This window comes from uncultured Thalassospira sp. (assembly GCF_963976115.1).
Classification (GTDB): Bacteria; Pseudomonadota; Alphaproteobacteria; order Rhodospirillales; family Thalassospiraceae; genus Thalassospira.
The window spans coordinates 14,194-40,159 of the sequence record NZ_CAXBJJ010000013.1 but is presented as its reverse complement, the minus strand read 5'-3'; the positions used below and the strand labels follow the sequence as shown (position 1 = coordinate 40,159).

General features: G+C 52.9%; 24 protein-coding genes. 15 read left to right on the top strand and 9 right to left on the bottom strand.

Annotated elements, in window-relative coordinates:
• Positions 1–38 precede the first annotated feature (38 nt).
• The 3 genes from AAC086_RS17025 to AAC086_RS17015 all read left to right on the top strand — a co-directional run bounded on the left by AAC086_RS17025 (position 39) and on the right by AAC086_RS17015 (position 2,525).
• Positions 39–167, top strand: coding sequence for a hypothetical protein (locus AAC086_RS17025; RefSeq protein ID WP_339780473.1), 129 nt, complete (start codon positions 39–41; stop codon positions 165–167).
• A 262-nt stretch (positions 168–429) separates the two neighbouring features.
• Entirely contained in the window at positions 430–1,695 is a 1,266-nt protein-coding gene (rho, locus tag AAC086_RS17020; RefSeq protein WP_339780471.1) for a transcription termination factor Rho, read from the top strand.
• A 275-nt stretch (positions 1,696–1,970) separates the two neighbouring features.
• Positions 1,971–2,525, top strand: coding sequence for an HD domain-containing protein (locus AAC086_RS17015; RefSeq protein WP_339780470.1), 555 nt, complete (start codon positions 1,971–1,973; stop codon positions 2,523–2,525).
• A 192-nt stretch (positions 2,526–2,717) separates the two neighbouring features.
• Here the strand turns inward: AAC086_RS17015 and AAC086_RS17010 are convergent, their stop codons facing one another.
• Both AAC086_RS17010 and AAC086_RS17005 read right to left on the bottom strand, forming a co-directional pair.
• Positions 2,718–3,215 (bottom strand): methylated-DNA--[protein]-cysteine S-methyltransferase, encoded by a 498-nt coding sequence (locus AAC086_RS17010; protein ID WP_339780468.1) that lies wholly within the window; start codon positions 3,213–3,215, stop codon positions 2,718–2,720.
• Between the two features lie 222 nt (positions 3,216–3,437).
• Positions 3,438–5,492, bottom strand: coding sequence for a thioredoxin domain-containing protein (locus tag AAC086_RS17005; protein ID WP_339780466.1), 2,055 nt, complete (start codon positions 5,490–5,492; stop codon positions 3,438–3,440).
• Positions 5,493–5,781: 289 nt separating this feature from the next.
• Here AAC086_RS17005 and AAC086_RS17000 point away from each other — a divergent pair, with 289 nt between their 5' ends.
• The 7 genes from AAC086_RS17000 (at position 5,782) to AAC086_RS16970 (ending at position 12,776) form a co-directional block, all read left to right on the top strand.
• A complete protein-coding gene (locus AAC086_RS17000; RefSeq protein WP_339780465.1) occupies positions 5,782–6,030 on the top strand; it encodes a DUF6489 family protein in 249 nt (82 codons plus the stop codon).
• A 6-nt stretch (positions 6,031–6,036) separates the two neighbouring features.
• Positions 6,037–6,366, top strand: coding sequence for a (2Fe-2S) ferredoxin domain-containing protein (locus AAC086_RS16995; RefSeq protein WP_339780464.1), 330 nt, complete (start codon positions 6,037–6,039; stop codon positions 6,364–6,366).
• Positions 6,367–6,445: 79 nt separating this feature from the next.
• On the top strand, positions 6,446–7,837 hold the full coding sequence (gene mnmE / locus AAC086_RS16990; protein ID WP_339780462.1) for a tRNA uridine-5-carboxymethylaminomethyl(34) synthesis GTPase MnmE: 1,392 nt from the start codon (positions 6,446–6,448) through the stop codon (positions 7,835–7,837).
• Between the two features lie 158 nt (positions 7,838–7,995).
• The gene (gene mnmG / locus AAC086_RS16985) at positions 7,996–9,882 is read left to right on the top strand and encodes a tRNA uridine-5-carboxymethylaminomethyl(34) synthesis enzyme MnmG (RefSeq protein WP_339780461.1); all 1,887 of its coding nucleotides are present in this window, start codon (positions 7,996–7,998) and stop codon (positions 9,880–9,882) included.
• A gap of 208 nt (positions 9,883–10,090) precedes the next feature.
• Complete coding sequence (rsmG, locus tag AAC086_RS16980; RefSeq protein WP_339780460.1) at positions 10,091–10,732, top strand: 16S rRNA (guanine(527)-N(7))-methyltransferase RsmG; 642 nt, start codon at positions 10,091–10,093, stop codon at positions 10,730–10,732.
• Complete coding sequence (locus AAC086_RS16975) at positions 10,729–11,544, top strand: ParA family protein (RefSeq protein WP_339780458.1); 816 nt, start codon at positions 10,729–10,731, stop codon at positions 11,542–11,544. Before rsmG ends, AAC086_RS16975 begins: the two co-directional genes overlap by 4 nt.
• On the top strand, positions 11,541–12,776 hold the full coding sequence (locus tag AAC086_RS16970; RefSeq protein ID WP_339780456.1) for a ParB/RepB/Spo0J family partition protein: 1,236 nt from the start codon (positions 11,541–11,543) through the stop codon (positions 12,774–12,776). The genes AAC086_RS16975 and AAC086_RS16970 overlap by 4 nt, the downstream gene beginning before the upstream one ends.
• 152 nt (positions 12,777–12,928) lie before the next feature.
• Here the strand turns inward: AAC086_RS16970 and holA are convergent, their stop codons facing one another.
• The 4 genes from holA to AAC086_RS16950 all read right to left on the bottom strand — a co-directional run bounded on the left by holA (position 12,929) and on the right by AAC086_RS16950 (position 15,805).
• The gene (gene holA / locus AAC086_RS16965; protein WP_339780454.1) at positions 12,929–13,960 is read right to left on the bottom strand and encodes a DNA polymerase III subunit delta; all 1,032 of its coding nucleotides are present in this window, start codon (positions 13,958–13,960) and stop codon (positions 12,929–12,931) included.
• A gap of 18 nt (positions 13,961–13,978) precedes the next feature.
• Positions 13,979–14,488 carry a hypothetical protein gene (locus tag AAC086_RS16960; RefSeq protein ID WP_339780452.1) on the bottom strand — a complete coding sequence of 170 codons (510 nt, stop codon included), beginning with the start codon at positions 14,486–14,488 and terminating at the stop codon, positions 13,979–13,981.
• Positions 14,489–14,492: 4 nt separating this feature from the next.
• Entirely contained in the window at positions 14,493–14,909 is a 417-nt protein-coding gene (locus AAC086_RS16955) for a hypothetical protein (protein WP_339780450.1), read from the bottom strand.
• Between the two features lie 332 nt (positions 14,910–15,241).
• Positions 15,242–15,805 (bottom strand): DUF3576 domain-containing protein, encoded by a 564-nt coding sequence (locus tag AAC086_RS16950; protein ID WP_339780448.1) that lies wholly within the window; start codon positions 15,803–15,805, stop codon positions 15,242–15,244.
• 142 nt (positions 15,806–15,947) lie between these two features.
• Here AAC086_RS16950 and AAC086_RS16945 point away from each other — a divergent pair, with 142 nt between their 5' ends.
• Both AAC086_RS16945 and AAC086_RS16940 read left to right on the top strand, forming a co-directional pair.
• A complete protein-coding gene (locus AAC086_RS16945; protein WP_339780446.1) occupies positions 15,948–17,126 on the top strand; it encodes a porin in 1,179 nt (392 codons plus the stop codon).
• Positions 17,127–17,947: 821 nt separating this feature from the next.
• Positions 17,948–19,015 carry a porin gene (locus tag AAC086_RS16940; RefSeq protein WP_339780444.1) on the top strand — a complete coding sequence of 356 codons (1,068 nt, stop codon included), beginning with the start codon at positions 17,948–17,950 and terminating at the stop codon, positions 19,013–19,015.
• Between the two features lie 84 nt (positions 19,016–19,099).
• Here AAC086_RS16940 and AAC086_RS16935 read toward each other — a convergent pair whose 3' ends face one another.
• Both AAC086_RS16935 and AAC086_RS16930 read right to left on the bottom strand, forming a co-directional pair.
• Positions 19,100–20,344: a lipopolysaccharide heptosyltransferase family protein gene (locus tag AAC086_RS16935; RefSeq protein ID WP_339780443.1), complete on the bottom strand. Its 1,245-nt coding sequence runs from the start codon at positions 20,342–20,344 to the stop codon at positions 19,100–19,102.
• 181 nt (positions 20,345–20,525) lie between these two features.
• Positions 20,526–21,149, bottom strand: a complete 624-nt coding sequence (locus tag AAC086_RS16930) for a thiamine phosphate synthase (RefSeq protein WP_339780442.1) — start codon at positions 21,147–21,149, stop codon at positions 20,526–20,528.
• Between the two features lie 50 nt (positions 21,150–21,199).
• On the opposite strand from AAC086_RS16930, the gene AAC086_RS16925 reads away from it, so the two are divergent.
• Positions 21,200–21,913 (top strand): YggS family pyridoxal phosphate-dependent enzyme, encoded by a 714-nt coding sequence (locus AAC086_RS16925; RefSeq protein WP_339780440.1) that lies wholly within the window; start codon positions 21,200–21,202, stop codon positions 21,911–21,913.
• Positions 21,914–22,162: 249 nt separating this feature from the next.
• Here AAC086_RS16925 and AAC086_RS16920 read toward each other — a convergent pair whose 3' ends face one another.
• A complete protein-coding gene (locus AAC086_RS16920; RefSeq protein ID WP_339780438.1) occupies positions 22,163–22,852 on the bottom strand; it encodes a response regulator transcription factor in 690 nt (229 codons plus the stop codon).
• A 240-nt stretch (positions 22,853–23,092) separates the two neighbouring features.
• Between AAC086_RS16920 and ribA the strand changes: the two genes are divergently transcribed.
• Both ribA and AAC086_RS16910 read left to right on the top strand, forming a co-directional pair.
• A complete protein-coding gene (gene ribA / locus AAC086_RS16915) occupies positions 23,093–24,229 on the top strand; it encodes a GTP cyclohydrolase II (protein WP_339780436.1) in 1,137 nt (378 codons plus the stop codon).
• Positions 24,230–24,432: 203 nt separating this feature from the next.
• Positions 24,433–25,893, top strand: coding sequence for a hypothetical protein (locus AAC086_RS16910; RefSeq protein ID WP_339780434.1), 1,461 nt, complete (start codon positions 24,433–24,435; stop codon positions 25,891–25,893).
• The last annotated feature ends 73 nt before the right edge of the window (positions 25,894–25,966 follow it).

Sequence of the window (25,966 nt, the reverse complement as noted above, 5' to 3'; positions counted from 1 at the left end):
ATCTGATATTGGGACAGGGCAAGGGGCCCTTTCCCAAGGTGACAGTTGATAGTCCTGGTCGTGAACCCGTAGCGACCGAACTTGCCAATTTGCGGGTCGAACGCATTGCGGGATTAAATCAGGATCAAGTGACGCGTATTTTGCGAATTATGCAGGAACGCGGTTGAAAAAGTCCGTCAATGTGACCTCAATCACATTGACAACGGGTGTTTTGCTCAAACCGGTTTGACTAATCGTTGAATCGGCGTTATCAGTTTCTCGTGTTTCAGTATTCTTGCACGAAACATTCCTACCTTACGCAATCAGCGGTTTATTTTCGGTCTCTCAACGGCGTATTTTTTAATACGTCACAGGAAACTGCACTCAAAAATCGCCCCTCCTGACCCATTCGCCCTTATCCCCGGCAATCACAGATCATCATACGCACATATGCATCTCCAGGACCTGAAACTTAAATCTCCGACCGAGCTTCTTGCCCTTTCGGAAGAGCTCGAAATCGAAAATGCCAGCACCTTGCGTAAGCAGGAGCTGATGTTTGCCATTCTCAAGCAGCTTGCAGAAAACGACCATGCCATTTATGGCGAGGGCGTTCTGGAAGTATTGCCTGATGGTTTTGGCTTTTTGCGGAGCCCGGAAGCCAATTATCTGGCCGGACCGGATGATATTTATGTCTCACCAAGTCAGGTTCGCCGGTTTGCTCTGCGCACCGGTGACACGGTGGAAGGGCAGATCCGGTCCCCGAAAGAGGGCGAGCGTTATTTTGCCCTGCTGAAAGTCGACAAGGTCAATTTTGATGCGCCGGAAAAAGTCCGTCATCGCATCAATTTTGATAATCTGACCCCGCTTTACCCTGATCAGCCCCTGAAAATGGAGCGTAATGTCGATCAGGACGGCAATAACAGGGACATCACCAACCGGGTGATCGAACTTGTGTCGCCGTTGGGTAAAGGTCAGCGTGCCCTGATCGTGGCACCGCCGCGCACCGGTAAAACCGTGATGCTGCAAAATATTGCCCACGCGATCGAGGAAAACCATCCGGAAGCCTATCTGATCGTTCTTCTGATTGACGAACGCCCGGAAGAAGTGACCGACATGGACCGGTCGGTAAAAGGCGAAGTGATCAGCTCGACCTTTGACGAACCGGCACAGCGCCACGTTCAGGTGACCGAAATGGTCCTGGAAAAGGCCAAGCGCCTGGTTGAGCACAAGCATGATGTTGTCATCCTGCTCGATTCGATTACCCGTCTGGCGCGTGCATACAACACCGTTGTGCCTAGCTCAGGCAAGGTTTTGACCGGTGGTGTCGATGCAAATGCCTTGCAACGGCCAAAACGTTTCTTTGGTGCTGCGCGTAACATCGAAGAAGGTGGATCGCTGACGATTATTGCAACCGCCCTGATCGATACCGGCTCGCGCATGGATGAAGTCATCTTTGAAGAGTTTAAAGGTACGGGGAACTCCGAACTTATTCTCGATCGCAAACTGGCGGATAAACGTATCTTCCCGGCGATTGATATCCTTAAATCGGGTACCCGTAAGGAAGAATTGCTGGTTGGCAAAAGCGAATTGTCCAAAATGTGGGTTCTGCGCCGTATCCTCAACCCGATGGGTCCGCAGGACGCGATGGAATTCCTGCTTGGTAAACTTAAATCGACCAAGAATAACGACGATTTCTTCGATTCAATGAACGGGTAAACCGGTGGGGCTGGAATATCCGGCCTGTTGATCAGAATGAATTAAAACGGGGTCTGGTTTGGGCCCCGTTTTTTTATGTCTGGATTTTGGCAAATTGTTTCACGGGAAACATTTTGCGATGTGATCCGCCAGGTTACAATGTCAAAGGTCATAGTTTAAGGACAGGGTGAGGGGGATTATAAGCGGTATTGCGTTGCGCACGCAGATCGGCACTTGCAGCATTTTAAAAGTCGTGGGACGTTAACAGCTATGTATTCACAATGACCGTCAGGACGATGCAGCTTCTTTTAAAATCTGTTGACTTTGCCGCCCGTGCTCATCGCGATCAGCGACGCAAGGGGCCGGCCCGGGAACCCTATATCAACCATCCGATTGAAGTGTCGCGTTTGATCGTTGAATGCGAACCAGCTACCGCCGAAGATGTGCTATGTGCTGCCATATTACATGACGTGATCGAGGATTGTGGCGCGACGCACGGCGAAATTTTGGCCTGTTTTAATGAAAACATCGCAAATATCGTTTTGGAAGTTAGTGATGATAAAGCCCTGCCGCGTGATGAGCGCAAGGCGATGCAAATTCAAATGGCACCGAAACTTAGCAACGATGCCAAGCTGGTCCGTTTGGCCGATAAAATTGCCAATGTGGGTGCGATGTTGACCGATACGCCGATTGGTTGGGATCGGTCACAGATTTTGCAATATGCCGACTGGGCTGAAAATGTTGTTGCCCCGTGTCGCAGTGTCAGTCAGGGGTTAAGCGACCGCTTTGATGCGATCATTCGCGATGTGCGGGCATGGCATGCGGGCGAGGCCGAAAGAACTGGTTCTTAAGGTGGTGAAAGGGAACGGGCTTGGTAAAAGCCCGTTTACGCGCTGAAGATGGCGGTTGTGGCGGTTACAGTTTCTGACTAATGAAATTTGGCATTAGATGTCTATATATGATCAAATTTAGCCAAAACTGCTTGAAACCGACGTGCTATATTGCTTTTTAAGCCAAAACAGGCTGCTTCAAAATTAGCCGCATCAAAGGTCAAAGGCGGTTTGTTTGCTGGTTTTTGATGCGGGATAAAGATCAACCCCTTCAAGTTTAAGCAACATTTCCTTGGTTTCCAGCCCGCCATCGCCGGAATATCCCCCCGGTTTCCCCCCGGCTGCCAGCACACGATGGCAGGGGATGAGAATGGGGATGGGGTTTTTGCCACAGGCCATGCCGACTGCGCGAAATCCCTTTGGTGATCCGGCAGCACGGGCCAGATCCTGATAGGTGGCCGTTTGGCCCAGCGGAATGTCGCACATCGCCGCCCAAACGGCGGCTTGAAAAGCGGTGCCACCCGGGGCCAGAGGCAAGTCAAAACGCAGCAGTTTTTTGGCAAAATAGGCGTTGATCTGCGATTTTGCCTCGTCGAGCACCGGGCTGGTTTCCATCTCTTCGACAAAACCCCAGTCCAGCGACACAATCTGATCGTCAAATTCAAAGACGGTCAGTGCACCGACCGGGCTATTGATGGAAATCTGGGGCATTGTTGTGGCTCCTGTCGGTTGAAAATCAGGGCATTCAAGTCACTGTGATCCCATTTATATGCCGTTTTTAAGATCGGCCTTGCAAGCGATTTGCGATGGTTATGCCCAATTACGACCACTGGTATGATCTGGCCTTTTGCAGCTCAAAAATTTTCTGTGGCAGTTGCAGAAAATTACCGGATTTAAGAAAATCCGGTAATCTGTAATCGTAAAAAAACCAATTTATTTGCCTTGGTCTTTGCCTTTGGCGATATCATTTAGATGATTTACCAATGCATCTATATCGGTAATCGGGGCGGAGCAAACCGACCCCTGGCAGATATAGGCGGTTGCTTGGTTATCAATTCGGGTTTTACCAAAGGCAGGATGGCTTTGGGGCAGGTTGTTATCTTCACCCAGAAGGGTTAATGCCCGGTTTGGCAGATAGGTGGCAAAGACGGCCCGGCGCATTTCATATAAATCGGCACTGCCAATGGGGGCCAAAATAACGATCTGGACCGGGTTTTGCAGCATTTCTGCGCCAAGCAGCAGCCCTGGCATCGAGGGGAACTGGTCGCGCAGGCGGCCGCCAAAGCAGGCCAGGGTGGTTTCAGCCCGGGTTTGATAGCGGGTATCACCGGTTAGCGCATAAAGCCGCGCCAGATTTTGCACCATAATGCCATTGCCCGAAGGAACCGCACCATCCGTAACCGGTTTGCCGCGCACAACCAGATCATTGCTGTTGGCCGCAGACTGGAAATAGCCCCCTTGTTTTTTGTCGGCAAACTGGTTTTCGACCTGTTCGCTCCAGCTGATGGCGTCGTGCAGACAGGATGCGGAACCTGAAATTTCATAAAGTCGCAAGGCCGCGCGGATCATATGGGCATAGTCTTCGAGCATTCCGGCATGTTGCGCTCGGCCAGCCCGATAGCTGTGTAATAATCCGTCCTCATTGCCAAGGGTTTGCTTGATAAAATTATAGGCCAGTTTGGCATAATCCAGCCAGTCGGCACGTCGAAATGTCATTGCCGCTTCGCACAGGGCGGCAATCGTCATTGCGTTCCAGTCCGTCAGGACCTTGTCATCCCACCCCGGACGAATGCGTTTGGCGCGGCTTGCCAGCAGGGTTTGGCGCATTTTGGCAAGGGCCGTTTCGGTTTCGTCATCGGCCAGCGTTAATCCCGATGCCGTGCGGTTGAGGATGGTGTGTCCTTCCCAGTTGCCTGCGTCGCTGACATCGTAATAGCGATTAAACAGGGACGCTTCCTGTGCGCCGAGCAGATTTTCGATGTCGGATACGTCCCAGACATAAAACTTGCCTTCTTCGCCTTCGCTATCGGCATCAAGGCTGGCGGCAAAGGCCCCGCCCGAAACCCGCATTTCGCGCAGAATCCAGCTTATCGTTTCCTCGATCCGGCGCGCATAAAGCGGATTGGCCGTAATACGCCAGGCATCGCACAGCATTTCGATCAGCAGGGCGTTGTCATACAGCATCTTTTCAAAATGCGGCACCAGCCATTGGTCATCGACGCTATAGCGGGCATAACCGCCGCCCAGATGGTCGTAAATGCCCCCTTGCGACATGCGATCCAGCGTCAGGGTGACGGCATTTTGCAGGTTTTCGTCGCCGGTGCGCGAAGCGATACGCCATAAAAACGCCAGCAGGGTCGGTTGGGGAAATTTGGGTGCGCCTTTGGTGCCACCATTTTCCAGATCCATCAGCTGCAGGCTGCTTTTACCAAATTCGTCGATGGTTTCAAGCAGAGGAACGTCGCCGCTACGTGTGTTGTTCAGGCGTAAAAGGGCGGTATTGATCTGCTTGACGTTATGGGTGACGTTGTCAGGCTCGCTGGTATAGATATTGGCGACGGATTTTAAAACATTGTCAAATCCCGGGCGCCCATATTTGGCCTGCTTGGGAAAATAGGTTCCCCCCCAAAAGGGGTCGCCTTTGGGGGTCAGGAACATGGTGAGCGGCCATCCGCCCTGTTGTCCCAGCAATGCCAGTGCATTTTGATACAGGGCATCAAGGTCTGGCCGTTCTTCACGGTCAAGTTTGATATTGATGAACAGGTCGTTCATCAGCGCGGCGATGTCGGGGTCCTCGAAACTTTCGTGGGCCATGACATGGCACCAGTGGCAGGCGGCATAGCCAACCGATAGCAGGATCGGTTTATTGGCGGCTTGTGCGGCGGCAAGGACCTGTTCGGACCAGGGTTGCCAATGAACCGGATTTGTCTGGTGTTGCAAAAGATAGGGACTGGTTTCCTGCCCCAGATTGTTGCGTCCAATATCCATAATCACGCGCTGTCCCAAGCTGTTCGGATTGCGTTTAGCGTTCCTTCGCACGATGGCGGCGATGTGGCGATGTCGCGCCGGAAAGGTTAAATTCGCAAATTCTTATTTTCATAAAATAGGGCCAAAACTATTGAAAAGAAAGGAAAATGCTATGCACAATTGCCATATAAGACAAATGCGACGAAGATGAAGGATGCTGAAAGCCGGGGAATGCAGAAATAATGCGGCTTTCACGATTTATACAGCAGCAGTGTCATAGAATAAAAACGACCAATCAGGAGGTTTGGATATGAAAATTTCAGTTGATATCGATTGCAGTCCGGAAGAGTTGCGCACATTTTTTGGGCTGCCGGATGTTCAACCCATGCAGCAGGCCCTGATGAAGGAAATTGAAGACCGGATGCGGGTCAACCTGCAGGCGATGGACCCGGAAACCATGTTAAAAACCTGGCTGCCACAGGGGATGCAAAACTGGGAACAGATGCAAAAGGCATTCTGGAACCAGTTTAACAATGGTGGCCCCATGAAAAAGGATTGATCGAGCTTGAGCGACACAGAACATTTTTATCAGTCCCATATTTTTGTTTGCCAAAATGAACGCCCGGAGGGACATCCGCGCGGATGTTGCCAGGCCGCCGGGGCAACCCGGTTGCGCAATTATATGAAGGTGCGGGTCAAGGAACTGGGCTTGCCCGAAACCAGGGTGAATACCGCAGGCTGCCTGGACCGGTGCGAACTGGGACCGGTGATGGTCATTTATCCGCAGGGAACCTGGTACCGGTATGAAAATCAGGATGATATTGAAGAAATTCTTCAGACCCATCTGATAGAAGGCCGGGTGGTTGACCGGTTGCAATTGCAACCTGATCAGTAAGATTTACCAAGGCCGCCCGTCAGGCGGCCATTTTTACACTGCCAATATACGGAATATGGTTTTGCACGGTCCCACTCATATGATTGATACGATATTTGCCTTGTCCAGCGGTGCAGGGCGCGCAGGCGTTGCGGTTATTCGCCTGTCGGGTCCACAGGCGTTGCCGGTCTTATGTGCGCTTCTGGGCCGTAAAACGCCGCCTAAACCGCGTGTGGCTGTTTATGCGCCCATTGCCGATCCGCAAAGTGGCGAACGGCTGGATGATGCCATTGCCTTGTATTTTGTCGGCCCGGCCAGCTTTACCGGCGAAGATGTGGTTGAACTGCATGTGCATGGCGGACGGGCCGTGATTGAGGGGGTGCTGGAATGCCTTGGCCGTCAACCGGGTTTGCGATTGGCTGAGCCGGGGGAATATAGCCGCCGTGCCTTTCAGAACGGTAAAATGGACCTGACCGAAGCCGAAGGCATTGCCGATTTGATTGATGCCGAAACCGCCGCCCAGCGCCGACAGGCCGTGCGGCAAATGGCCGGGGAACTGGGCCAGCTTTATGAAGACTGGCGCTTGCGTCTGATGCGGGCCCTGGCCCATATCGAGGCCGATATTGATTTTCCCGACGAAGATCTGCCCGATGGCATTGTTGCGGTTTTGCGCGGCGATCTGGATCGGATCGGCGGTGAAATTGCTTCGCATCTGGCCGATAACCGCCGTGGGGAGCGGCTGCGTGAAGGGTTCCAGATTGTTATTCTTGGCGCACCCAATGCCGGAAAATCCAGTTTGTTAAACCGTTTGGCCCGGCGTGATGCGGCGATTGTTTCTGACATAGCTGGTACCACGCGCGATGCGATTGAAATCCATCTCGATCTGGGAGGCTTCCCGGTGACAATGGTGGATACGGCAGGCCTGCGCGAAACCGGCGACGCGATTGAAACCGAAGGTGTGCGCCGGGCGACCGAGCGGGCGGAAAACGCCGACCTCCGGCTGGTGGTTGTTGCCCGTGGCGATTGGCCGAACATAGACGCCGAGGCCGCACGGTTGCTTGATCGCAACACGGTTATTCTGATCAACAAGGCGGATCAGGATGCGGACGTTATCATCGCCGCCCCGTCACAGGATCAGCCCGCCGGACATGTATGGTCGGGTGTGGACGCTGCGGGGGCGGCGCTGGAGCTACCGGTTTTGGCGATATCGGCTATGACCGGGGCGGGGATGGAAAGCCTCTTGCAACTGCTGGAAAGTCGCGTAAAAGAGGGGCTCGATTTTGCCGGGCCTGTCCCGCTGACGCGGATGCGTCATCGTCGCGCCCTTGAACAGGCGTTGTCCCATCTTCAACGAGGTTTGGGGACCGATATTGCCGAACTGGCTGCCGAGGATATTCGCCTGGCAGTGCGGGAAATCGGAAAGATTACCGGACGTGTAGATGTTGAAGATTTGCTCGATATCATCTTTGGTGATTTCTGCATTGGCAAATAATTATCTGGCAATAGGTTTAATCGATTATGTTTCACGTGAAACAGTATCGATTCCAATGCCAGAAAAATACTTGATTAAGTTGACCGTAAAAGCAATCCGGAAAATTCGTTCTATGGATTGCATCGCTGGAAACCGCCCGTTGCGGGCATGAGGAACTGATGTCGCAGAACCGTTTTGATGTGATTGTGGTCGGTGGCGGCCACGCCGGATGCGAGGCCGCCGCGGCGGCGGCGCGCATGGGGGCTAAAACGGCCCTGGTCACGCATCGTGCCGACCGTATTGGCGAAATGTCCTGTAACCCGGCAATTGGCGGGTTGGGCAAGGGTCATATGGTGCGCGAGGTGGATGCGCTTGATGGCGTGATGGGCCGTGCGATTGACCGTGCCGGTATTCAGTTTCGGATGCTTAACCGCTCCAAGGGGCCTGCTGTACGCGGCCCGCGCGCACAGGCCGACCGCAAGCTGTATCGCAATGCTGTACAGGATATTCTGGCCGGGCAGGAAAACCTGATGGTCATTGAAGCGGCAGTTGAAGATTTGGTTATTGATGAACATAACCGGGTCGGCGGCGTTATTACCGGTGAAGGAACACCTTATCTGGCCGGGGCGGTTGTGTTGACGACCGGGACGTTTTTACGCGGTATAATTCATATTGGCGAAGAAACCATGGCGGCGGGCCGTATGGGCGATGCCCCGTCTATGGGCCTGTCCGATACGCTTGCCAAATACGAATTTGCCTTGGGCCGTCTTAAAACCGGGACACCGGCCCGGCTGGATGGCCGGACGATTGACTGGAAACGGCTGATTGAACAGCCTGGCGATAACCCGCCAGAACCGTTTTCGTTTCTGAATGACACGATCACGGTGCCGCAAATTTCGTGTTATATGACGCACACCACCGAAGAAACACACAAAATCATTCGCGATAATCTTCATCGTGCGCCCATGTATAGCGGCCAGATCAGCAGCAGCGGTCCGCGTTATTGCCCGTCGATCGAGGATAAGGTGGTTCGGTTTGCGGATAAATCCGAGCACCAGATTTTCCTTGAACCCGAAGGGTTGGACGACCCGACGGTGTATCCCAACGGGATTTCAACATCACTGCCAAAGGATGTTCAACTGGCGTTGTTGGCCAGCATCCCCGGGCTGGAAAAGGTCGAAATTTTCCGTCCCGGCTATGCGGTCGAATATGATTTTGTCGACCCGCGCGAGCTGCGCCATACCCTTGAAACCAAGAAAGTTGCCGGGCTGTTTTTTGCCGGGCAGATCAATGGCACCACGGGCTATGAAGAGGCCGCAGGGCAGGGACTGATCGCCGGGGTTAATGCGGCCCTGGTGGCGGATGGCGGTGATCAGCAATTTGTTCTCGACCGGGCTGATGCTTATATTGGCGTGATGATTGACGATCTGGTGACCCAGGGCACGCGCGAACCTTACCGGATGTTTACCTCCCGCGCGGAATATCGTTTGATGTTAAGGGCCGATAATGCCGACCAGCGTTTGACCGGGATGGGCATGGCGATTGGCTGCGTCGCATCGTCACGTCAACATGCGTGGACGGATAAGCGCGATGCCTTGGCAACTGCCAAGCAGCGGATTGGCGATTTGGCCGAAACCCCCAATCAATTGATCAAACACGGGATTAGAGTTAACCAGGACGGTGTGCGCCGCAGTGCCTTTGACCTGCTGGCCTACCCGGATATTTCCTATGATCAACTGGCTGACGTTTGGCCGGAGCTTCGCGATGTTGCCCCGGCGATCCGCGATCAGCTTGCCATTGACGCGCAGTATAAAGGTTATCTTGATCGCCAGGCCGCAGATGTCGCGGCGTTCCGTCGTGATGAAGAACTACGCTTGCCGCGAAACCTGGATTATACGCGGATCGGTGGGCTGTCGACCGAGATCAGGTTGAAGCTTCAGCAGATCATGCCGGAAACTATTGGTGCCGCGTCGCGCATTCCCGGTGTGACCCCGGCGGCGGTCACCGCTTTGCTGGGGCATATTCGATCACACCGTCATCAGGCGATTAATCAAAAATCTGCTTGATCGCTTATAAAAAGACTGGTTCAGGGTAGGGCGCGGCCATCGATACCCGGAATAAGAGGCCATCTGGCGCATAGAAATTAAGCCGCCCATGTTTCACGTGAAACATAGGCGGCTTTTTTTATGGAAAAATTTGGAAATAAATGCGTTAAACCCGCGTTTGTTAAAAACAACGCTGGCGTGGCGACCCATCCGGATTTATAAGCAATTTATGCAAACAAATACTGAATCCGTCAAAAAGTGGTTTGAGACCGAACTTCATGTTTCACGTGAAACACTGTCTCACCTCGAGCATTATGCCGATCTGGTGGTGAAGTGGCAGCCAAGCATTAATATTGTGGGCGCCAGCACTGCCGAAGACGTTTGGGCACGTCATTTACAGGATTCGGCGCAAATTTGGCCGCATCTTGCCGATATTGCCCAAAAACCCGATGCGAAAATTGTTGATTTTGGTTCCGGCGCCGGATTTCCGGGTGTGGTTTTGTCCATTTTGGGCGCAAGTCATGTAACCATGATGGAAAGCGTTACCAAAAAAACGGTCTTTCTGAGCGAAGCCTGCCGGGTTTGCGGTTGCCTGGGGAAAACGCGTGTTGCCCGGGAGCGAATCGAATCTGCAAAGCCGGAAAACGCCGATATTATTACTGCCCGGGCTTTTGCGCCTTTGCCAAAATTGCTGGAAATGGGGCAGCGCCATTTAAAACCGGGTGGAAAATATGTGCTGCTCAAAGGACGTGCCTTCGAAAGTGAACTGGCCGACGCGCGGGATGCCGGATGGCGTTTTTCTGTAACAACCTTTCCGGGACTTGTTGATCCGGAAGGCGTGGTGATGATCCTTGAGGGAGTGGTGCGATGACAGATGTGATTGACTTGCCCGTAAATACCGGTGGAAAACGCCCCCGTATTATTGCCATTGCCAACCAGAAAGGCGGGGTGGGGAAAACCACCACCACCATCAATTTGGCAACGGCGCTGGCGGCTGTCGATCAGCGTGTTCTGATTGTCGACCTTGACCCGCAGGGCAATGCCAGCACTGGTTTGGGGTTGCGGCCATCGGAACGCGATATCAGTTCTTATGACGTGCTGATTAACGGCGCCAGTTTGATGGAAGCCCGGCGGCCAACTGCCATCCCGCGGCTGAATATTGTGCCATCCGGCATGGATTTGTCCGGGGCCGAGATTGAGCTGGTTGATTTTGAACGCCGGGAAATGCAGCTTAAAGAATCTTTGTCGCGTCTGCCGCAAGATGTTGATTATGTGCTGATCGATTGCCCGCCGTCTTTGGGGTTGTTAACGCTTAATGCCCTGGTGGCATCTGATGCTGTTTTGGTACCGTTGCAATGCGAGTTTTTTGCGCTGGAAGGGATCAGCCATCTGGTGCGGACCATCAAGCGGGTCAAAAAGGCGTTTAATCCCAAGCTGGAAATTCAGGGCATCGTGCTGACGATGTATGACAAGCGCAATAATTTGTCGGCGCAGGTAGCCAAAGATGTCCGCGATTATTTTGGCGATGTGGTTTATCGAACCGTTATTCCCCGCAATGTGCGTGTTTCCGAAGCACCCAGTCACGGGGCACCGGTTCTTGTCTATGACATTAAATGCCCCGGTTCGAAGGCATATCTGAATTTGGCAAGTGAAGTCCTGAAACGCGAAGGAGTGAAGGCATGAGTGAGATAAAAAAACGCGGTTTGGGACGGGGCCTTTCTGCTTTGTTGGGCGAGGAAGACGAGGAAGTGGGGGCTGCGGTGAGTGGTGGCGATGCCGCGCCAAGCGAACCTGTGCATCCCGGCCCTGGCGGGACGACGCAACTGGTTGCGATTAGCGATTTAGCGCCGTCACCGTTTCAGCCGCGCAGCAATTTTGATGACGAGGCCATTGACGATCTGGCGGCATCTATCCGCCAGAAAGGGATTATCCAGCCGATTTTGGTGCGCGCATCTTCGACCGGTGCGACGGTTTATGAAATTATTGCCGGTGAACGGCGCTGGCGTGCGGCTCAGCGGGCCCAGTTGCACGAAGTGCCGGTCTTGGTGCGGGAGTTTGACGACCGCGAAACGGCTGAAATTGCCCTGATCGAAAACCTGCAACGTCAGGATTTGTCCGCCCTGGAAGAGGCCGAGGGCTATAACCGCTTAATGGCGGAATTTTCACATACCCAGGAAGCTCTGGGGCAAGCGCTGGGTAAAAGCCGTAGCCACATTGCCAACAGCTTGCGGTTATTGTCGTTGCCATCGCCAATCAAACAAATGCTGTCGGACAAGGTGTTAAGTGCAGGGCATGCACGCGCGTTGCTCGGTGCTGATAACGCGGTTGAGCTGGCAACCCAGATTGTTAAAAAGGGCCTTAATGTTCGCCAGACCGAAAAGCTGGTTAAAACGGACGGCGGCAAGGCATCGCGGCCCAAGCGGGAAAAAGGTGCATCCGGCCCGCAGAAAGATCCCGATACGGTTTCGCTGGAACGTGACCTGAGCAATATGCTGGGTCTTGCTGTCAGCATTGATTTTGACGGGGCGGGCGGCCGCCTGTCGGTTCGTTACGATACGCTTGAGCAGCTTGACGATATTCTTCAGCGCTTGACGCATGGTCGTGCGGAGAGTGTTTCTGCAAACGATGGCGCTATCGTTTCAGGCGATTCCGATACGGGCGACAACGAATTCGACTCGATGTTTATGGATGATTCGGGTGATGTCGAAGAAACCGGTCAGGCCGAAGATGACATTACCAAAGAGCTCGAGTCGATTGCGGATACATCCGGGATCTCGCTTGATCTTAGCAAAGATGATGACGAGAGCGAAGATTACGCGGCAGCACCGGAGGCTGATGCCCCCATGTCTCGCGAGGAAGTGGACGAGGCCGTTTTTGCTGACGTTGTTTCCGAGCGCAACAAGGCTGGTTCGTAACTGCAAAATAAAAATGCTGCACTGCAATAAAGCCGGTATTCCTCGGGGATCCGGCTTTATTTTATTCAGATCCGTAACGTGGCAGGCAGGTCATATCTGGATGTTTTGGCAACATGCGAAAGCAGGCTCGAAAAGCATTCGACATTCGATGTTTAGCGTCGCCCTTGTTTCTGCCGGGCGACAGTCACCTTGATCATGGCGCGGTGTGCCAGTGTTTCGGGAATGGCCAGGCCGCTTTTGCAATCTTTTTCGGCTTCAAGAAAAATTTGCAAGGCCCGCTGGATATGGGGCAGCGGCCAATAGGATAAATTGGCGCGAAACTGGTCTGCTGCCTTAAAAAATAACGGCGGGCGCAGGGCTTTCATGGCCTGTTCAACCGACGTGCCCTGGGTGATCTGGCCCTTGACCAGATGTAATTTCTGAAAATAACCGATCATCATGCGCAGGGCGCCGACGGGGTTTAGGCCTTCTTCGACCAAACGTGTCAGGGCCGTATCCAGATTGGCGACATTGCCGGCCGAAACGGCCTGAAGCACATCATCATAATGGCGGGCGGAACTGTCACCAATGCAGGCCATGGCATCGGCCAGCGACACCCGTTGTTGTTTTAAGGCATAGAGGGCGAGCTTTTGCAGTTCGTTACGTGAAATCATTCTGTCGCTGCCGAGATTGGCAATCAGATAGCGCACGGCATCGCGTTCGATCTGAAGGTTATGCTCGTCCATAACCGATTTGATCAACCCTTCCAGATCCCGGCCCGAGTCGGCATAGCAGGGCAGGGCCATGCCATTGCCGGCCTTTTCAACTGCCTGACGCAGCTTTGAGCGGGAAGGCAGGCCGCCAGCCTCACATACGATCAAGGCGTCGCCAGCGGGGTATTGCAGGAAGTCTGCGATGGTGGCGGCCTGGGCATCGCCAATATCGCGCAGTCGCACCACACGCCGTCCGCCGCCAAAGCTGATGGCAGCGGCTTCATCGCGCAACCGTCCACCGTCTTCTTTTAACTGTGCCGGGCCAAGTTCAACAACACGAAAGGGATCTTTGAGATCTTCGACAACGGTTTTCGCCAGCGTGGCACCGCGTTCGCGCACCAGCCCTTCATCCTCGCCATAGATCAGGATGATCTGTGCCTTGGCATCGGGGGAACGTAAAAACGAATCGACCTGGGCTGCTTTGAGTTTCATAGAATTTCAGTACTGAAATTAATCAGCATTGTTGACGCCAATCGCAACCTGGTTTGCGATTTGCCGTGCAAGATTGCGCGCAGCATCTTCGCGGGCGGCGGATTTTGCTTCAAGGCTGGCGAAATCGGATTGGACAATGTTGAAACTGGTGCGTGCACGCAAGGTACCGCTGCGCATTGTTTTGGTATCGGAAATCCGGATCAGTTTGTAATTGCCAGATAGAATGTAGTCAGAAATGGTTGCTTCGTTTTGTTTGGTGAAGCCCAGATCCGTGGTGCTTTCGTTTAGCTCTACGACCAGTTCATATTCTGCATTTGTCGGTGACCCTTTTGGGGTCAGGTTTTCCAGCAAAACATTTCGGGTCAATTGGCCGACTCGATTTTCAATCAGGTCAATTTTCACCTTGGACAAGGCATCAGATGTCGCTTCGCCTGCGTTATTTTGTCCATATAATGGATGAAATCCGCAAGCACCCAGGGATGGCACTGCCAGACAAAGAAATAGCGACATGATAGGGCGCAGCAACATCGTTTCAGGACTCCGGTTGGTCAGGCTGGTCGACTAATCCATAGCGATACAATAATTCATGCCCGATGTAAGGGCAAAACAAACACAACAGGTGCAGAAACTGCAATTGTGCCTGACAATGACGGTTGGCGGGCGTTTTTCTTATGTCCTGAAACAATGTACGCATTTCGGCTATGGCGATGTTATAGCGCGATTGGCGGATGTTCTGAACAATGCCCGCGCTGTTTGCGATAGCAGGATCGATTTTAACGCGTGCGCGCGTCGCACAGCTATCTTCGACCTCGCAGGAAAACTGCCATATCTGCCTTAACCAGCGCCAGTGGCTGACCAGATCCTCAAGTTCAAGTCGGCGCGGTCTGTGCAAAGGTACGTCTGAGAGGACAGACAGTGCCACAATATCGAGGCCGACCTCGTCTATCAAGGTTGGCAGGTCCGATATACCATCTTGTAAAATGATCGGGCCGACGCAATTTTTATCGGGTTTAATCGTTTCAAAGGACCCGTTTTCAGTTTGGGTGTCACGGGGCAGACCGAGAATTGTCGGCAGGTTATTTTGGATGCAGTGATCAAGATGTGTGCGAAAGCCCGGCGTTTTGCCGTCTTCTTTTAAACAGGCCGACATCGCGACATTGCGACCCGATAAAAACAACCCCCATCGGCGTTTCAGCGAATGGGGATTGTATGTTGGCGAGCCATATCGGGTGTTGGCACCGGTTAAGCACATGGGCAATATTATTGGCTGTTGGTACTGTGTTATTGGCTGTTGGCACTGTCGATACGTAATTGGCGAGCCCGTGTCAGAATGGAATCTTCCATTTCGGTCACCGTTTTCGGATCAACGACAGCATCGGCCCATTCATTTCCACCCGCGCGGACTTGACGGAAAATGGAGACTTTGACCGCGTCCGAGCGCAATGCGGTGCCAAGGATGTAGCCGGTAATTTTGAAACGTTCATTCGGGGTTTCAGCCGGGCTGTACCAGTCGGTAATGATGACACCGCCAAATGGATCGGCTGAATTAAGCGGCATGAAAGACAGCGTATCAAGGGTGGCGCGCCACAAATAGCTGTTTACGCCAATGCCTGTGCCACCTTGCTGCTTTTTACTGTCGCTGCCAAAAATGTTCAGGCCTTCGTCACCAAAAACACTTCCCTGTTTTTTCATGTCAGCCCGGGTTGCCGAACGGCCCAGAATGCGTTCGTTGCCAGGTGCTGAGCCGGGGTAATTGTCATAGTCTGATTGCGACGCACCGCTGCAGGCAGCAAGTGCTAAAACCAGGGTGGAAGCGGCAATCAATTTTAATTTGGAAACAGTCACTTTGTGCGGCCTTCTGATCAGTCAATGGCAATGCTGCGCGCACTATAAGCAGCATTTGGCGGGAGGGCAAAGGAAACAAGTGTGCTATTTTCGCCACGGTGCGCGAAAAATGTTACATTGTCGCCACAGTTTGGTTGACGGGATGGCAAAATGCTGGCTCCATAACGTCGAACCGGGCGACGGGATAATCGTCGTTCATACTTCAAATAACCGCTTAAGCGGGTTGAAGAAGACGTTGAGGGAAAAGATGAAAAAGATTCTTATCGCGACCAGCGCACTCGTCGCTGTTGCAGTTGCAGGCCAGGCACAGGCCTCTGAAAAAATTAAACTGTCGGTTGGCGGTTACATGGAACAGTGGGCAGGCATTGCTTCCCAGGACGACAAGTACGACAACATCAATGCTTTCCAGTCTGACACCGAAGTTTATTTCACTGGTTCAACCACCCTTGATAACGGCATCGAAGTTGGCGCTGTTATCCAGCTTGAAGGCGAAACATCTCAGGACCAGATTGACGAACAGTACCTGTACATTAACGGTTCTTTTGGTCAGGTTCGTATGGGTGAAGGCGACGGCGCTGCTGGTGCCATGGGCATCACTGCTCCGGCCGTTGGCCCGGTTGGCGTAAATGACGGTGACCTGTCAAACTGGGTTCAGATTGCTGCAATGCCGGACACTGTCTGGGATGATGGTGATGCTCCCAAAGTCACCTACTACACCCCGATTATGGGTGGCTTCCGTGCCGGTGTTTCTTACACCGATAGCGACACCTCGAAAAACAATGGTTCTGCTGGCACGACAGCTTCCCCGAAGACTGCTGGTCAGAATACGACCACTGGTATGCCGATAGTATCCCTTGGTGTTGAATATAACGGTGATTTCGATGGTTTCAGCATCGGTCTTGCCGCTGTTGGCGAGCACAAAGGTAGCGGTGAATGGTTCAGCGTTGGTACCAACATTGGTTTTGGTAACTTTACCGTTGGTGGTTCTTACGGTGTAAAAGCTGACGATTACGGCCTGACCGAAACCGACACTGCCAAAGCTGACGACACCACTGGTTTTGACATCGGCATTGCATATAAAATGGATGCAGCTTCGATTTCCCTGTCATATGCAAATGGTGATATTGTTACCAATACCGCTGGTGCAGCTTCGACCGGTTCAGAAATCGATACCGTTGATCTCGGTCTGGCATATGCCCTTGGCGCTGGCGTTGATTGGAAGACCTCGATCTTCTGGTTCAACAACGACGACAAAGCCGCTGGTGGTGCTGGCGATAATGATGGCTTTGGTGCCGTTACCGGTATCAAATTGTCCTTCTAATCTTTCGATTAGATCTACGCCTTGGGAAGGGAGCGTTTTTCGCTCCCTTCTTTTTTTTGGTGCGCCCGGCATAGGCGCATTCTTGAGGGTGGAGTCCCTCCGTAAGCTGGTCACAGTGAGCGGAGTGAAGCGCAACTGCATGAGGCTGACCGAGTGTGGGGAGGAAGCGTGGATCGAAGCTGCGGGCCGATGGACAAGAACCGGATAAGAGGCGGTGCCAACCGCTCGCGACAGACTTAACCGGACAAAGGGAAACCTCAACGCTTCGAACCGCCCGGTGCGGACCTGCATACCGGGGGGTGTGGGAGGGAATCTGTTAGCGTTGACCGGCCCCCTATCCCGATTAAAGTGGGCCGAATTTTGCCCTGTAGACCCCCCCCCTAAAATCATCGGGGAACAGTTTCGCTATGCTGCCTGGAATAGCACGAAAATCGCGACTCCTGATATTGAGGGCCTTACGTGGATGGAACCGATTCTGTCTTTAGGTTTTCACTGCGGCTTGTTGCGATGATGGATCAAGTAAAATGGATTTCGCGCTTAAATATGGCCAAAAAATGACCTGTGGTCATCTAATGAACTCATTCCGTTCTTTGTTACGCGCTACAGGTGATGTGGAATGGCACAAAGCGTGATTTAAACAGCCGAAATTTGACGCAAGAAAGTTAAAGTGTGATTTTTTTGTCACTGATCTGGTAAAAACATCACGTGCACCATCTCTTTTAATTGACCCGAGGTCATTTGTTGGATTAGGTAGTTCTCAGCAAACAGAAAAATGTTCTGCTAACCAACGCCAACAGCGTTTGTTTTCAATGAGGGAAAAGATGAAAAAGATTCTTGTTGCGACCACGGCTCTTGTCGCCGTTTCCGGTTTCGCCGTTTCTGCCAGTGCATCCGAAAAAATCAAACTTTCGGTTGGCGGTTACATGGAACAGTGGGCAGGCATCACCTCGCAGGATGACGCATTTGATAACAAAAATGCCTTCCAGTCGGACACCGAAATTCATTTCAAAGGTTCCACCACTCTTGATAACGGCATTGAAGTTGGTGCCGCTGTTGAACTTGAAGGTGAAACCTCAACCGACCAGATCGACGAACAGTATCTCTACATCAATGGTTCGTTCGGTCAGATCAAACTGGGCGAAGACGACAGCGCTGCTGACGATATGGGCATCACTGCACCGGCAGTTGGCCCGGTTGGCGTGAACGATGGCGATTTGACCAACTGGGTTGACGCATATCTGCCCGATACCGTCCCGAGCTCTGGTGATAATCCCAAGGTGACCTATTTCACCCCGGTTATGGGTGGCTTCCGTGCTGGTGTTTCTTACACGGATAGCAACGAATCCAAAAATAACCTGTCTGGTGGTGTTAACAACCGTCAGAGCACGACCGAAGGCAAGCCTGTTGTTTCTGCCGGTTTGACTTTCGACCATGATTTTGACGGTGTCGCACTTGGCCTGTCCGCCGTTGGCGAACATGCTGGTGAAGGTAACTGGTACGGCCTTGGTGCAAATGTTGGTTTTGGCAATTTCACCGTTGGTGGTTCCTGGGGTCACATTGAAGACGACTACAACCTGACCTCCAGAGATCCGTCAGGCAACAAAACCGACACCTATGACATTGGCGTTGCGTACTCGATGAATGCCGCCAAGGTTTCCTTGACCTATGCATATTCTGATTACGGCAATCGTTCTACCAAAGCTATGAGCAACGGCATTGCTCCGGCTTCGACTGGCGAAATGAACACTGTTGATCTGGGTCTGGCTTACCAGCTTGGTGCCGGCGTTGCATGGAAATCGTCTGTCTTCTGGTTTAATGATGACAACGACAACTCTGCTGCTGACAATGACGGCTACGGCGCTGTTACCGGTCTGCGCCTCGACTTCTAATCAGGTTGACGATCAGCAATCGCAAGAAAGAGGGTGCCTGTGGTACCCTCTTTTTTTTGCGAGCCGATTGTATACAGCCGGATCTTAAGTTCTTGCCGTGGTTTTCGGTCGCGCGCGGGTCGCGATATCGCTTTGTACAAACTTTTCAAAGGCTGCAAAATTTGTCGTGAGATGCCGAACACAAGGAACGGGTTCGACCGTTGACAGGCGTTGCACCAGAGCCGAGTCGCGACGTGTCGGCAGAGAGACCAGCCTGTCCCGGCTGACAGACAGACTGCCCATACAGCCAATGTCACCTTCTTGCGTGGCGTGCAGCTTTGCAAGTCCACATGGTGCGTGGCAATAATCACCTTGATAATCGCTTTGCCAGGCCCTGATATTGGTAAAACGGCCGTGTAAAACGGTTGCTGAGGCAGATGTATAAACACCTGTACCGGGCACACCCGACAGTTTGGTGATATGTGCGGGGCCACTATCAGCGACAATCACGTAATCGCGACTGGAAATAAAGGCAATTAGCTCGCCAATGGTTTTAAACCCGTCAATCAGCGTAATATTGCCAGGCAAGGCACCAATTGCCGTTTTATAGGCTTCCTTTACCCCCTGATAGGCATTGAGAACAACAGTGACACTGCTGGCTTGCCCGCAAAGTGCTAATGCCGTTTGGGCCACAAATTGCGGTGGCAGGGTGCGCAGGGGCGACGATGCCATTGGCAAAATGGCAATATGCAAATCATCCGTCTTATGGCGTGACGTGTCGGGCAGGGGAACCGGCGAAATAGCAAAATGTCGGCACAGCCCCCCTTCGCAATCAACCGGGGCGGTTGCAATATCTTCCCATCCCTCCATTTCCGACAGATCAATGACCGTATCGAACCGCCTTAACTGATTGGCGGAAACAAACAGTTGGAAAATCTCGACATCCTTGAGGGTCGCGAAGATATCGCTGGCCCTGCCGGTATTTAACAACCCGATTTTGCAGGATGGATAAGCGGCCTGAAAGGCACGTAAAAACATTGCCATGCCAACGCAATCGCCGAGCGCATCTGCCGGAATTAAAAACAGAATGCGTTTGCGATGAAAGGGCTGTTGCCAGTGGGGTTTGGCCAGGACATCGAGGTGGATGGTATCGGATACAATTTTAACCGATGCTGCCGTTGGCAATATTTGCTGGCGCAAAAGCGACGATACCCGGGTGAGGTAGCTGGCACTGCCATCGGATTGCTGGGCGATATTCGCCGCAACATTGGGCAAGCCAAAGCTGAAAGGCTGCTTGGTTTTAAAGCGGGTAAAGCGGGCACGCGACAGATGCAGGGAGTTTGACGCCAAAGCAGTATCCTTTGGAAGGCGGGCAGGGCCGGAAAAATGCCGGTAACGTGGGAAATATTTGTTTATCGCAATTTATATCAAATTTCTATGACCCTGCCTTATGGGATCTGGTTCGCGGTTATTGCGCGATGTCGCTTCATGCCCTGGGGCGGTGGCATTGCCTCTGATCAAGACGGATACTCTAAGTGGCAAAGCTGATCCCGGCAATGCCGCAGACTGGCGCGGATTTAATTTGCTGTAAATGATCAAAATTGATGCCGCCAAGTGCATAAACCACAATGCCATTGTGCCGGGCCAGGGCTGCCAGATGGCGAAAAGTGGTTCGCTTCATACACCCGGCCCCGGGGTGGCTTTGGGTGGCAAATACCGGCGACAGGATCACGGCATCCAGATCGTTGGCAAAGGGGCGCAGATGACGAAACTGCGCCAGACTATGCAAAGACGCGCTTATGGCCAGGTTGTTCCTGGAAGCCAGATCAACACTGTTGGCAAGGTGTTTTTGCCCGTGATCAGGCAAGTGGATACCATCCGCGCCAAGACGGCTGGCCAGCATAATATCGCCCGCAACAAAAAACAGATGGCCATATTTGCGACAGGCACGATGAACCTGGTGTGCAATGTGGGCGCGCTTTGGATGGTGATAATGGCGAAAAATAACCATGCTGCGGTGTGGCAACCGGGCAAGGGCCGGGCATGGATCGGGCAGGCGCTGATCATCTGTCATGACGATAATCGCAGGTAAGGACGAGCGTGGTGCGTTACGCAAATTGAGTTGCCGGGCAAGCTTTGCTAGTTTGGGCTCCATTGCGTTGTAACGTCCTTTCTTTTGGGCACTTAACCGGGATCTGGCACATCATGAACGATCATAGCGTTTCGTCTGGCGATGTCGATATCGCTGCCAACCTTGCCGTTATTCAGAAAAATATCGACCAGGCAGCAACAGCAGTGGGGCGCGACAGCAGTGACGTGACCCTTGTTTGTGTCAGCAAAACCCATGATGCAGACCATGTGCGCGGCGCGCTGGAGGCTGGGCGCCGTATTTTTGGCGAAAACCGGGTGCAGGAAGCGGGTGAAAAATGGCCGCTTTTGAAACAGGATTATGAAGGTGTGAAATTGCATCTGATTGGCCCGCTGCAAAGCAACAAGGCCCGCGAGGCGATGGCCCTGTTTGACGTGATCGAAACCCTGGATCGCCCCAAACTGGCCAGGACATTTGCCCGTCTACGCGATGAAACGGGTCAATGTCCCGAGCTTTACATTCAGATCAATATCGGCTGTGAGCCGCAAAAAGCCGGTATTGCCCCCGAGGATGCCGATGACTTTATCCGCGATTGTCTTGAAAATTTGAAATTACCAGTAACGGGGTTGATGTGCATTCCGCCGGTTGACGAAGAACCCGCGCCGCATTTTGCCCTGTTGGGAAAAATCGCCGATCGCCATAATTTGAAAGTGCGCAGCATGGGCATGAGCGGCGATTACGAAACGGCAATCCGCCTTGGTGCCACGCATATTCGGGTTGGGACCGCTATTTTTGGCCATCGCGCCTATCATATTGATCAAAATGGCTGAATTTTGCGTGATTTGGCGCAATTCCCCGATTTTTTGAGGAAAACCCCTTAAAATCATCCGGGTTTTGACGGTTTTGCTGTTTTTTGCGGCGATAAAGAACGTTGAAAGGCCGTGCCCGCTACAAAATAATCATTGTTATCCGGCACGGCGTTGAACGACGGAGGTGTGTGGTAAAACATCGCTCACCAGCAGCCAGATCGGTTAAAGGCCGCTGGTCTGTTCTCTGGGGGCAGGTACCGTTGTTACCGCTCAGGGGACCAGCTTATAGCCACCGGGTTCGGTTACCAGAATTATTGCGTTTGACGGGTCTTTTTCGATTTTTTGCCTTAATCGGTAAACATGGGTTTCCAGCGTGTGGGTGGTGACCCCGGCATTATATCCCCAAACTTCATCAAGCAGCGTTTCACGTGAAACCGGTTTATCACCGGCCCGGAACAGAAATTTCAGGATCGAGGTTTCCTTTTCCGTCAGGCGAATTTTCTTTTCGGTCGTGGTTTCAACCAGAATTTTGGCGCTGGGCTGGAAACTGTAGGGACCAATGACAAAAACGGCATCTTCGCTTTGTTCATGCTGGCGAATATGGGCCCTGATCCGGGCCAGCAACACATTTAAGCGGAACGGTTTGGTGACATAATCATTCGCACCCGATTCCAGCCCCAGAATGGTATCAGAATCGCTATTCGCACCTGTCAGCATGATTACGGGCGATTTTACCCCGGCGCGACGCATCAGTTTGCAAACATCGCGGCCATCAATATCGGGCAGGCCGACATCAAGCAGAATGACGTCAAAATAGTTGTTTTTAACGGCCTCAAGCGCTTCCTGGCCACTATGGGCAACAACGCAATCAAATTCTTCATGCAGGCGAAGTTGCTCGGTCAGTGACTGGCTTAACGCTGCGTCGTCTTCAACCACTAAAACCTGTTTTCCTGTCGTCATTGCCATCCCTTGCTGGTCCCTAAATTCGGTCTATATTCAGGCCTTGTTCTTTTTTGTGGCAATCAGCTGTGCATTGCCTGTCTGCACTATAAACAAGTCTCACACTCTAATCGTCACTTTTTCAAGAACAAACTGTTTTGGCTTTAGACATTGACGAACGAATGATCCAGCCCCATACCGGCCTGATCGCGATGTTGTGATCGCTTTGGCCCTAAATCGGTATTAAAATTAAGTATGACGATGACCACGCCCAACAGTTTTTCGGCACGACCCGAAATTTCAACAACCGAGCTTATTTCGGTTTCCCGTGCCGTTGCCGATTTGCGCCGTGGCGAAATGATCCTGATCCGATCAGCAAACAGCGCAATTGCCGCCATCGCAACCGAACCCTTGTCCGATAGCGGACTGGAACGTTTGCGGGCGATTGCCCTGAATGCCGCCGATATCGCGCTGGTCTTGCCGCGCGTGCGTGCCCGTGCCCTTGGTCATGCCGATGTGCAAAGCGGTTTTTGTGCCCTGCAACCGCAAAATCATGCCGATGTCGATTGTTTGACATTGGGGGTTTGGGCCAATCCGTTGCTTGATATGGTTGAAAAGCCCATCGCAACCTGGCGCACCACCCAAACCGACGAAGATGCTGCCATTCGGCTGGCAAAGCTGGCGCGCCTGTTACCGGCCATTGTTACCGTACCGGTTGATCTGGCAAAAATAGACGATTTTGCGACCCGCGAAAACCTGCTGATTCTGGCCGCCGAATCGGTGAATGGCTATGAAGATGCCGCTGCCGGGTCGCTGCGCCAGGTCAGCGAAGCCCGCGTGCCGCTGGAAAATGCCGAAAACACTCGCGTTGTGGCCTTTCGCCCGGCGGATGGCGGGCAGGAACATATTGCGATTATCATTGATGAACCGGCTGCCGACGTGCCGGTATTAGTGCGGTTGCATTCCGAATGTTTTACCGGCGATCTGATCGGATCGTTGCGTTGTGACTGTGGCCCGCAATTACGCGGTGCTATTGCCGAAATCTCGGCCAGCGGCAAAGGTGGCATTGTTTTGTATCTGCGTCAGGAAGGGCGCGGTATTGGTTTGGTCAATAAATTGCGGGCCTATGCCTTGCAGGACCGGGGCTTTGATACGCTTGATGCGAATGAAGAACTGGGCTTTGATGCCGATGAACGGGTTTATCGCCCGGCTGCCGAAATGCTGCGCCAGCTTGGTTTTTCATCGGTACGGATTTTAACCAACAACCCGGAAAAATTGCGGGGGCTGGAAAGCTGGGGCGTTAAGGTCAGCGAGCGTGTGCCGCATAAGTTTCCCTCTAACGGCCATAACGCATTTTACCTGCAAACCAAAAAAGAACGGGCCGGGCATTTGTTTTAAAGCATGTTTCACCCGGTATTCTCGGGTGTGTGCAGTGTTTGAAAAGACAGTTTTTTGTCCCGGCAGCTTCTGCCGGGATATTTGTTAGTACAGGTGTTTTGCTTTGTGATCTGCTCTGGCTTTGGGCGCTCCTTTAAAAAATAATGCTGCAAATCGTAATTTGGCATCAGGGTTGCATATCTTCCGCCAAGAGGAGGATCGCGATGTCGATAGGTGCAGATTGGCGGCAAATATCGCCCGGTGCAGGGGCACAAACGGCAAATGGCGCACAGCAAAGTGCTGCCAAAACCGGTGCAACGGCGCAAAAAGCAGAGCAAGACGGTGAATCCGGCGGGTTTGCCAGTTTTCTGTTTGGCGATGATGGCTTTGATTTTGGTGACATCATTGATGTGATTAATCCGCTGCAACATATTCCTGTTGTTGGCGCGCTGTATCGTGAATTGACGGGCGATCAGATGGGCAATGCCGCCCGCGTTGTCGGTGGGGGCCTGTTTGGTGGCATTTTTGGCCTGGCCGGGGCGGCAATTGATGCCGTTGTCGAAGGCACTACCGGTTCAGACACCGGCGAACATGTTTTGGCCCTGTTTGAAGGGGGCGACAGTGACGTTGACCCGGCCGCCTCAACAGCAGTGGTACAAAATAACAACGGCTCTGGCACAGTTAAAAACGGTGTTGACGGGGCATTGGCCGGGCAGGGTGCATCATCAGGTGCAAATGGTCTGGTTCTGCCGTGGTCGGTAGGCGATACATCGATGGCATCGGTAATGGCCGATCGTCAGCCCGGCGCACGACAGGTCGATAATCAGGCATTTCCCTTTGGTCAGGCATCCCCCGTGGTTGAAAATACGGGCCAAAATACCGGCGCGACACCGGTATCGGCTGCCAGCCAGGCGGCATTTTCTGCCGGGATGCCGTTTTCCGGGGCAAATAATGCGGCGGCAGCAGTCCAAAACCCCAATTCCGCCTCGTCCTTTGAAGATGCAGCAACCCGGGCGGCCAAAACCGCCGACCCGGCAGAACTTGCCGTTACACTGGCCCGGGCAGGGCACAGCGATTATGCCTCGAAACTGGTGGCACAGCGCGACCCTGTTACATCATCGGCACACCTGTCGAGCAATGTTCATGTCAATCGTGAAAAGGGTGCCACGGTGTGGCAGCGGGCCGGAAATACCGGCCGTGTTGCCGACCCGGTATATGGAAATGAAATTCAGGGTGAACTGATCAGGGCGCGATCACAACAAAACGCGCAACAAAGCACGTTTTCAGACAATGTAAACCCGGCAATGATGACCGATGCCGTCGCCAGCGACGGCCAGGAGAGCGGCCCTGTATTGTCCGCCGCCGAAATGGCTGCCCGGTTTAATTCGGCCCTGGGATTGGGGCAGATGGCCGATGCAGGCCATGATGCGGGCGGAAATACTGGTTCTGCATCACGGTCGCGCACTGACAGCCGCCCGGTTGCCGGTCAAAGCCAGCCTGCAAATAGTTCGCAAATGACAGCGACACACGCCGATCGGGTTGCTGAACATCCGCTGGTGCAAGAAGCCGAACAACATCATGCTGGCGAGGCCCCGGTTGGGGCATGGTTTAGTCAGACGATGATGGATGGTTTGCAAAAATACCAAGCCATGCAAAAGCAGCAAAAGTCCTCAGGTTCAATCTGAGTGACCCGTCATACAAAAGGCCCGGTCCCCCTATGCAGGGATCGGGCCTTCTGGTTACGCTCAATACCGTTAG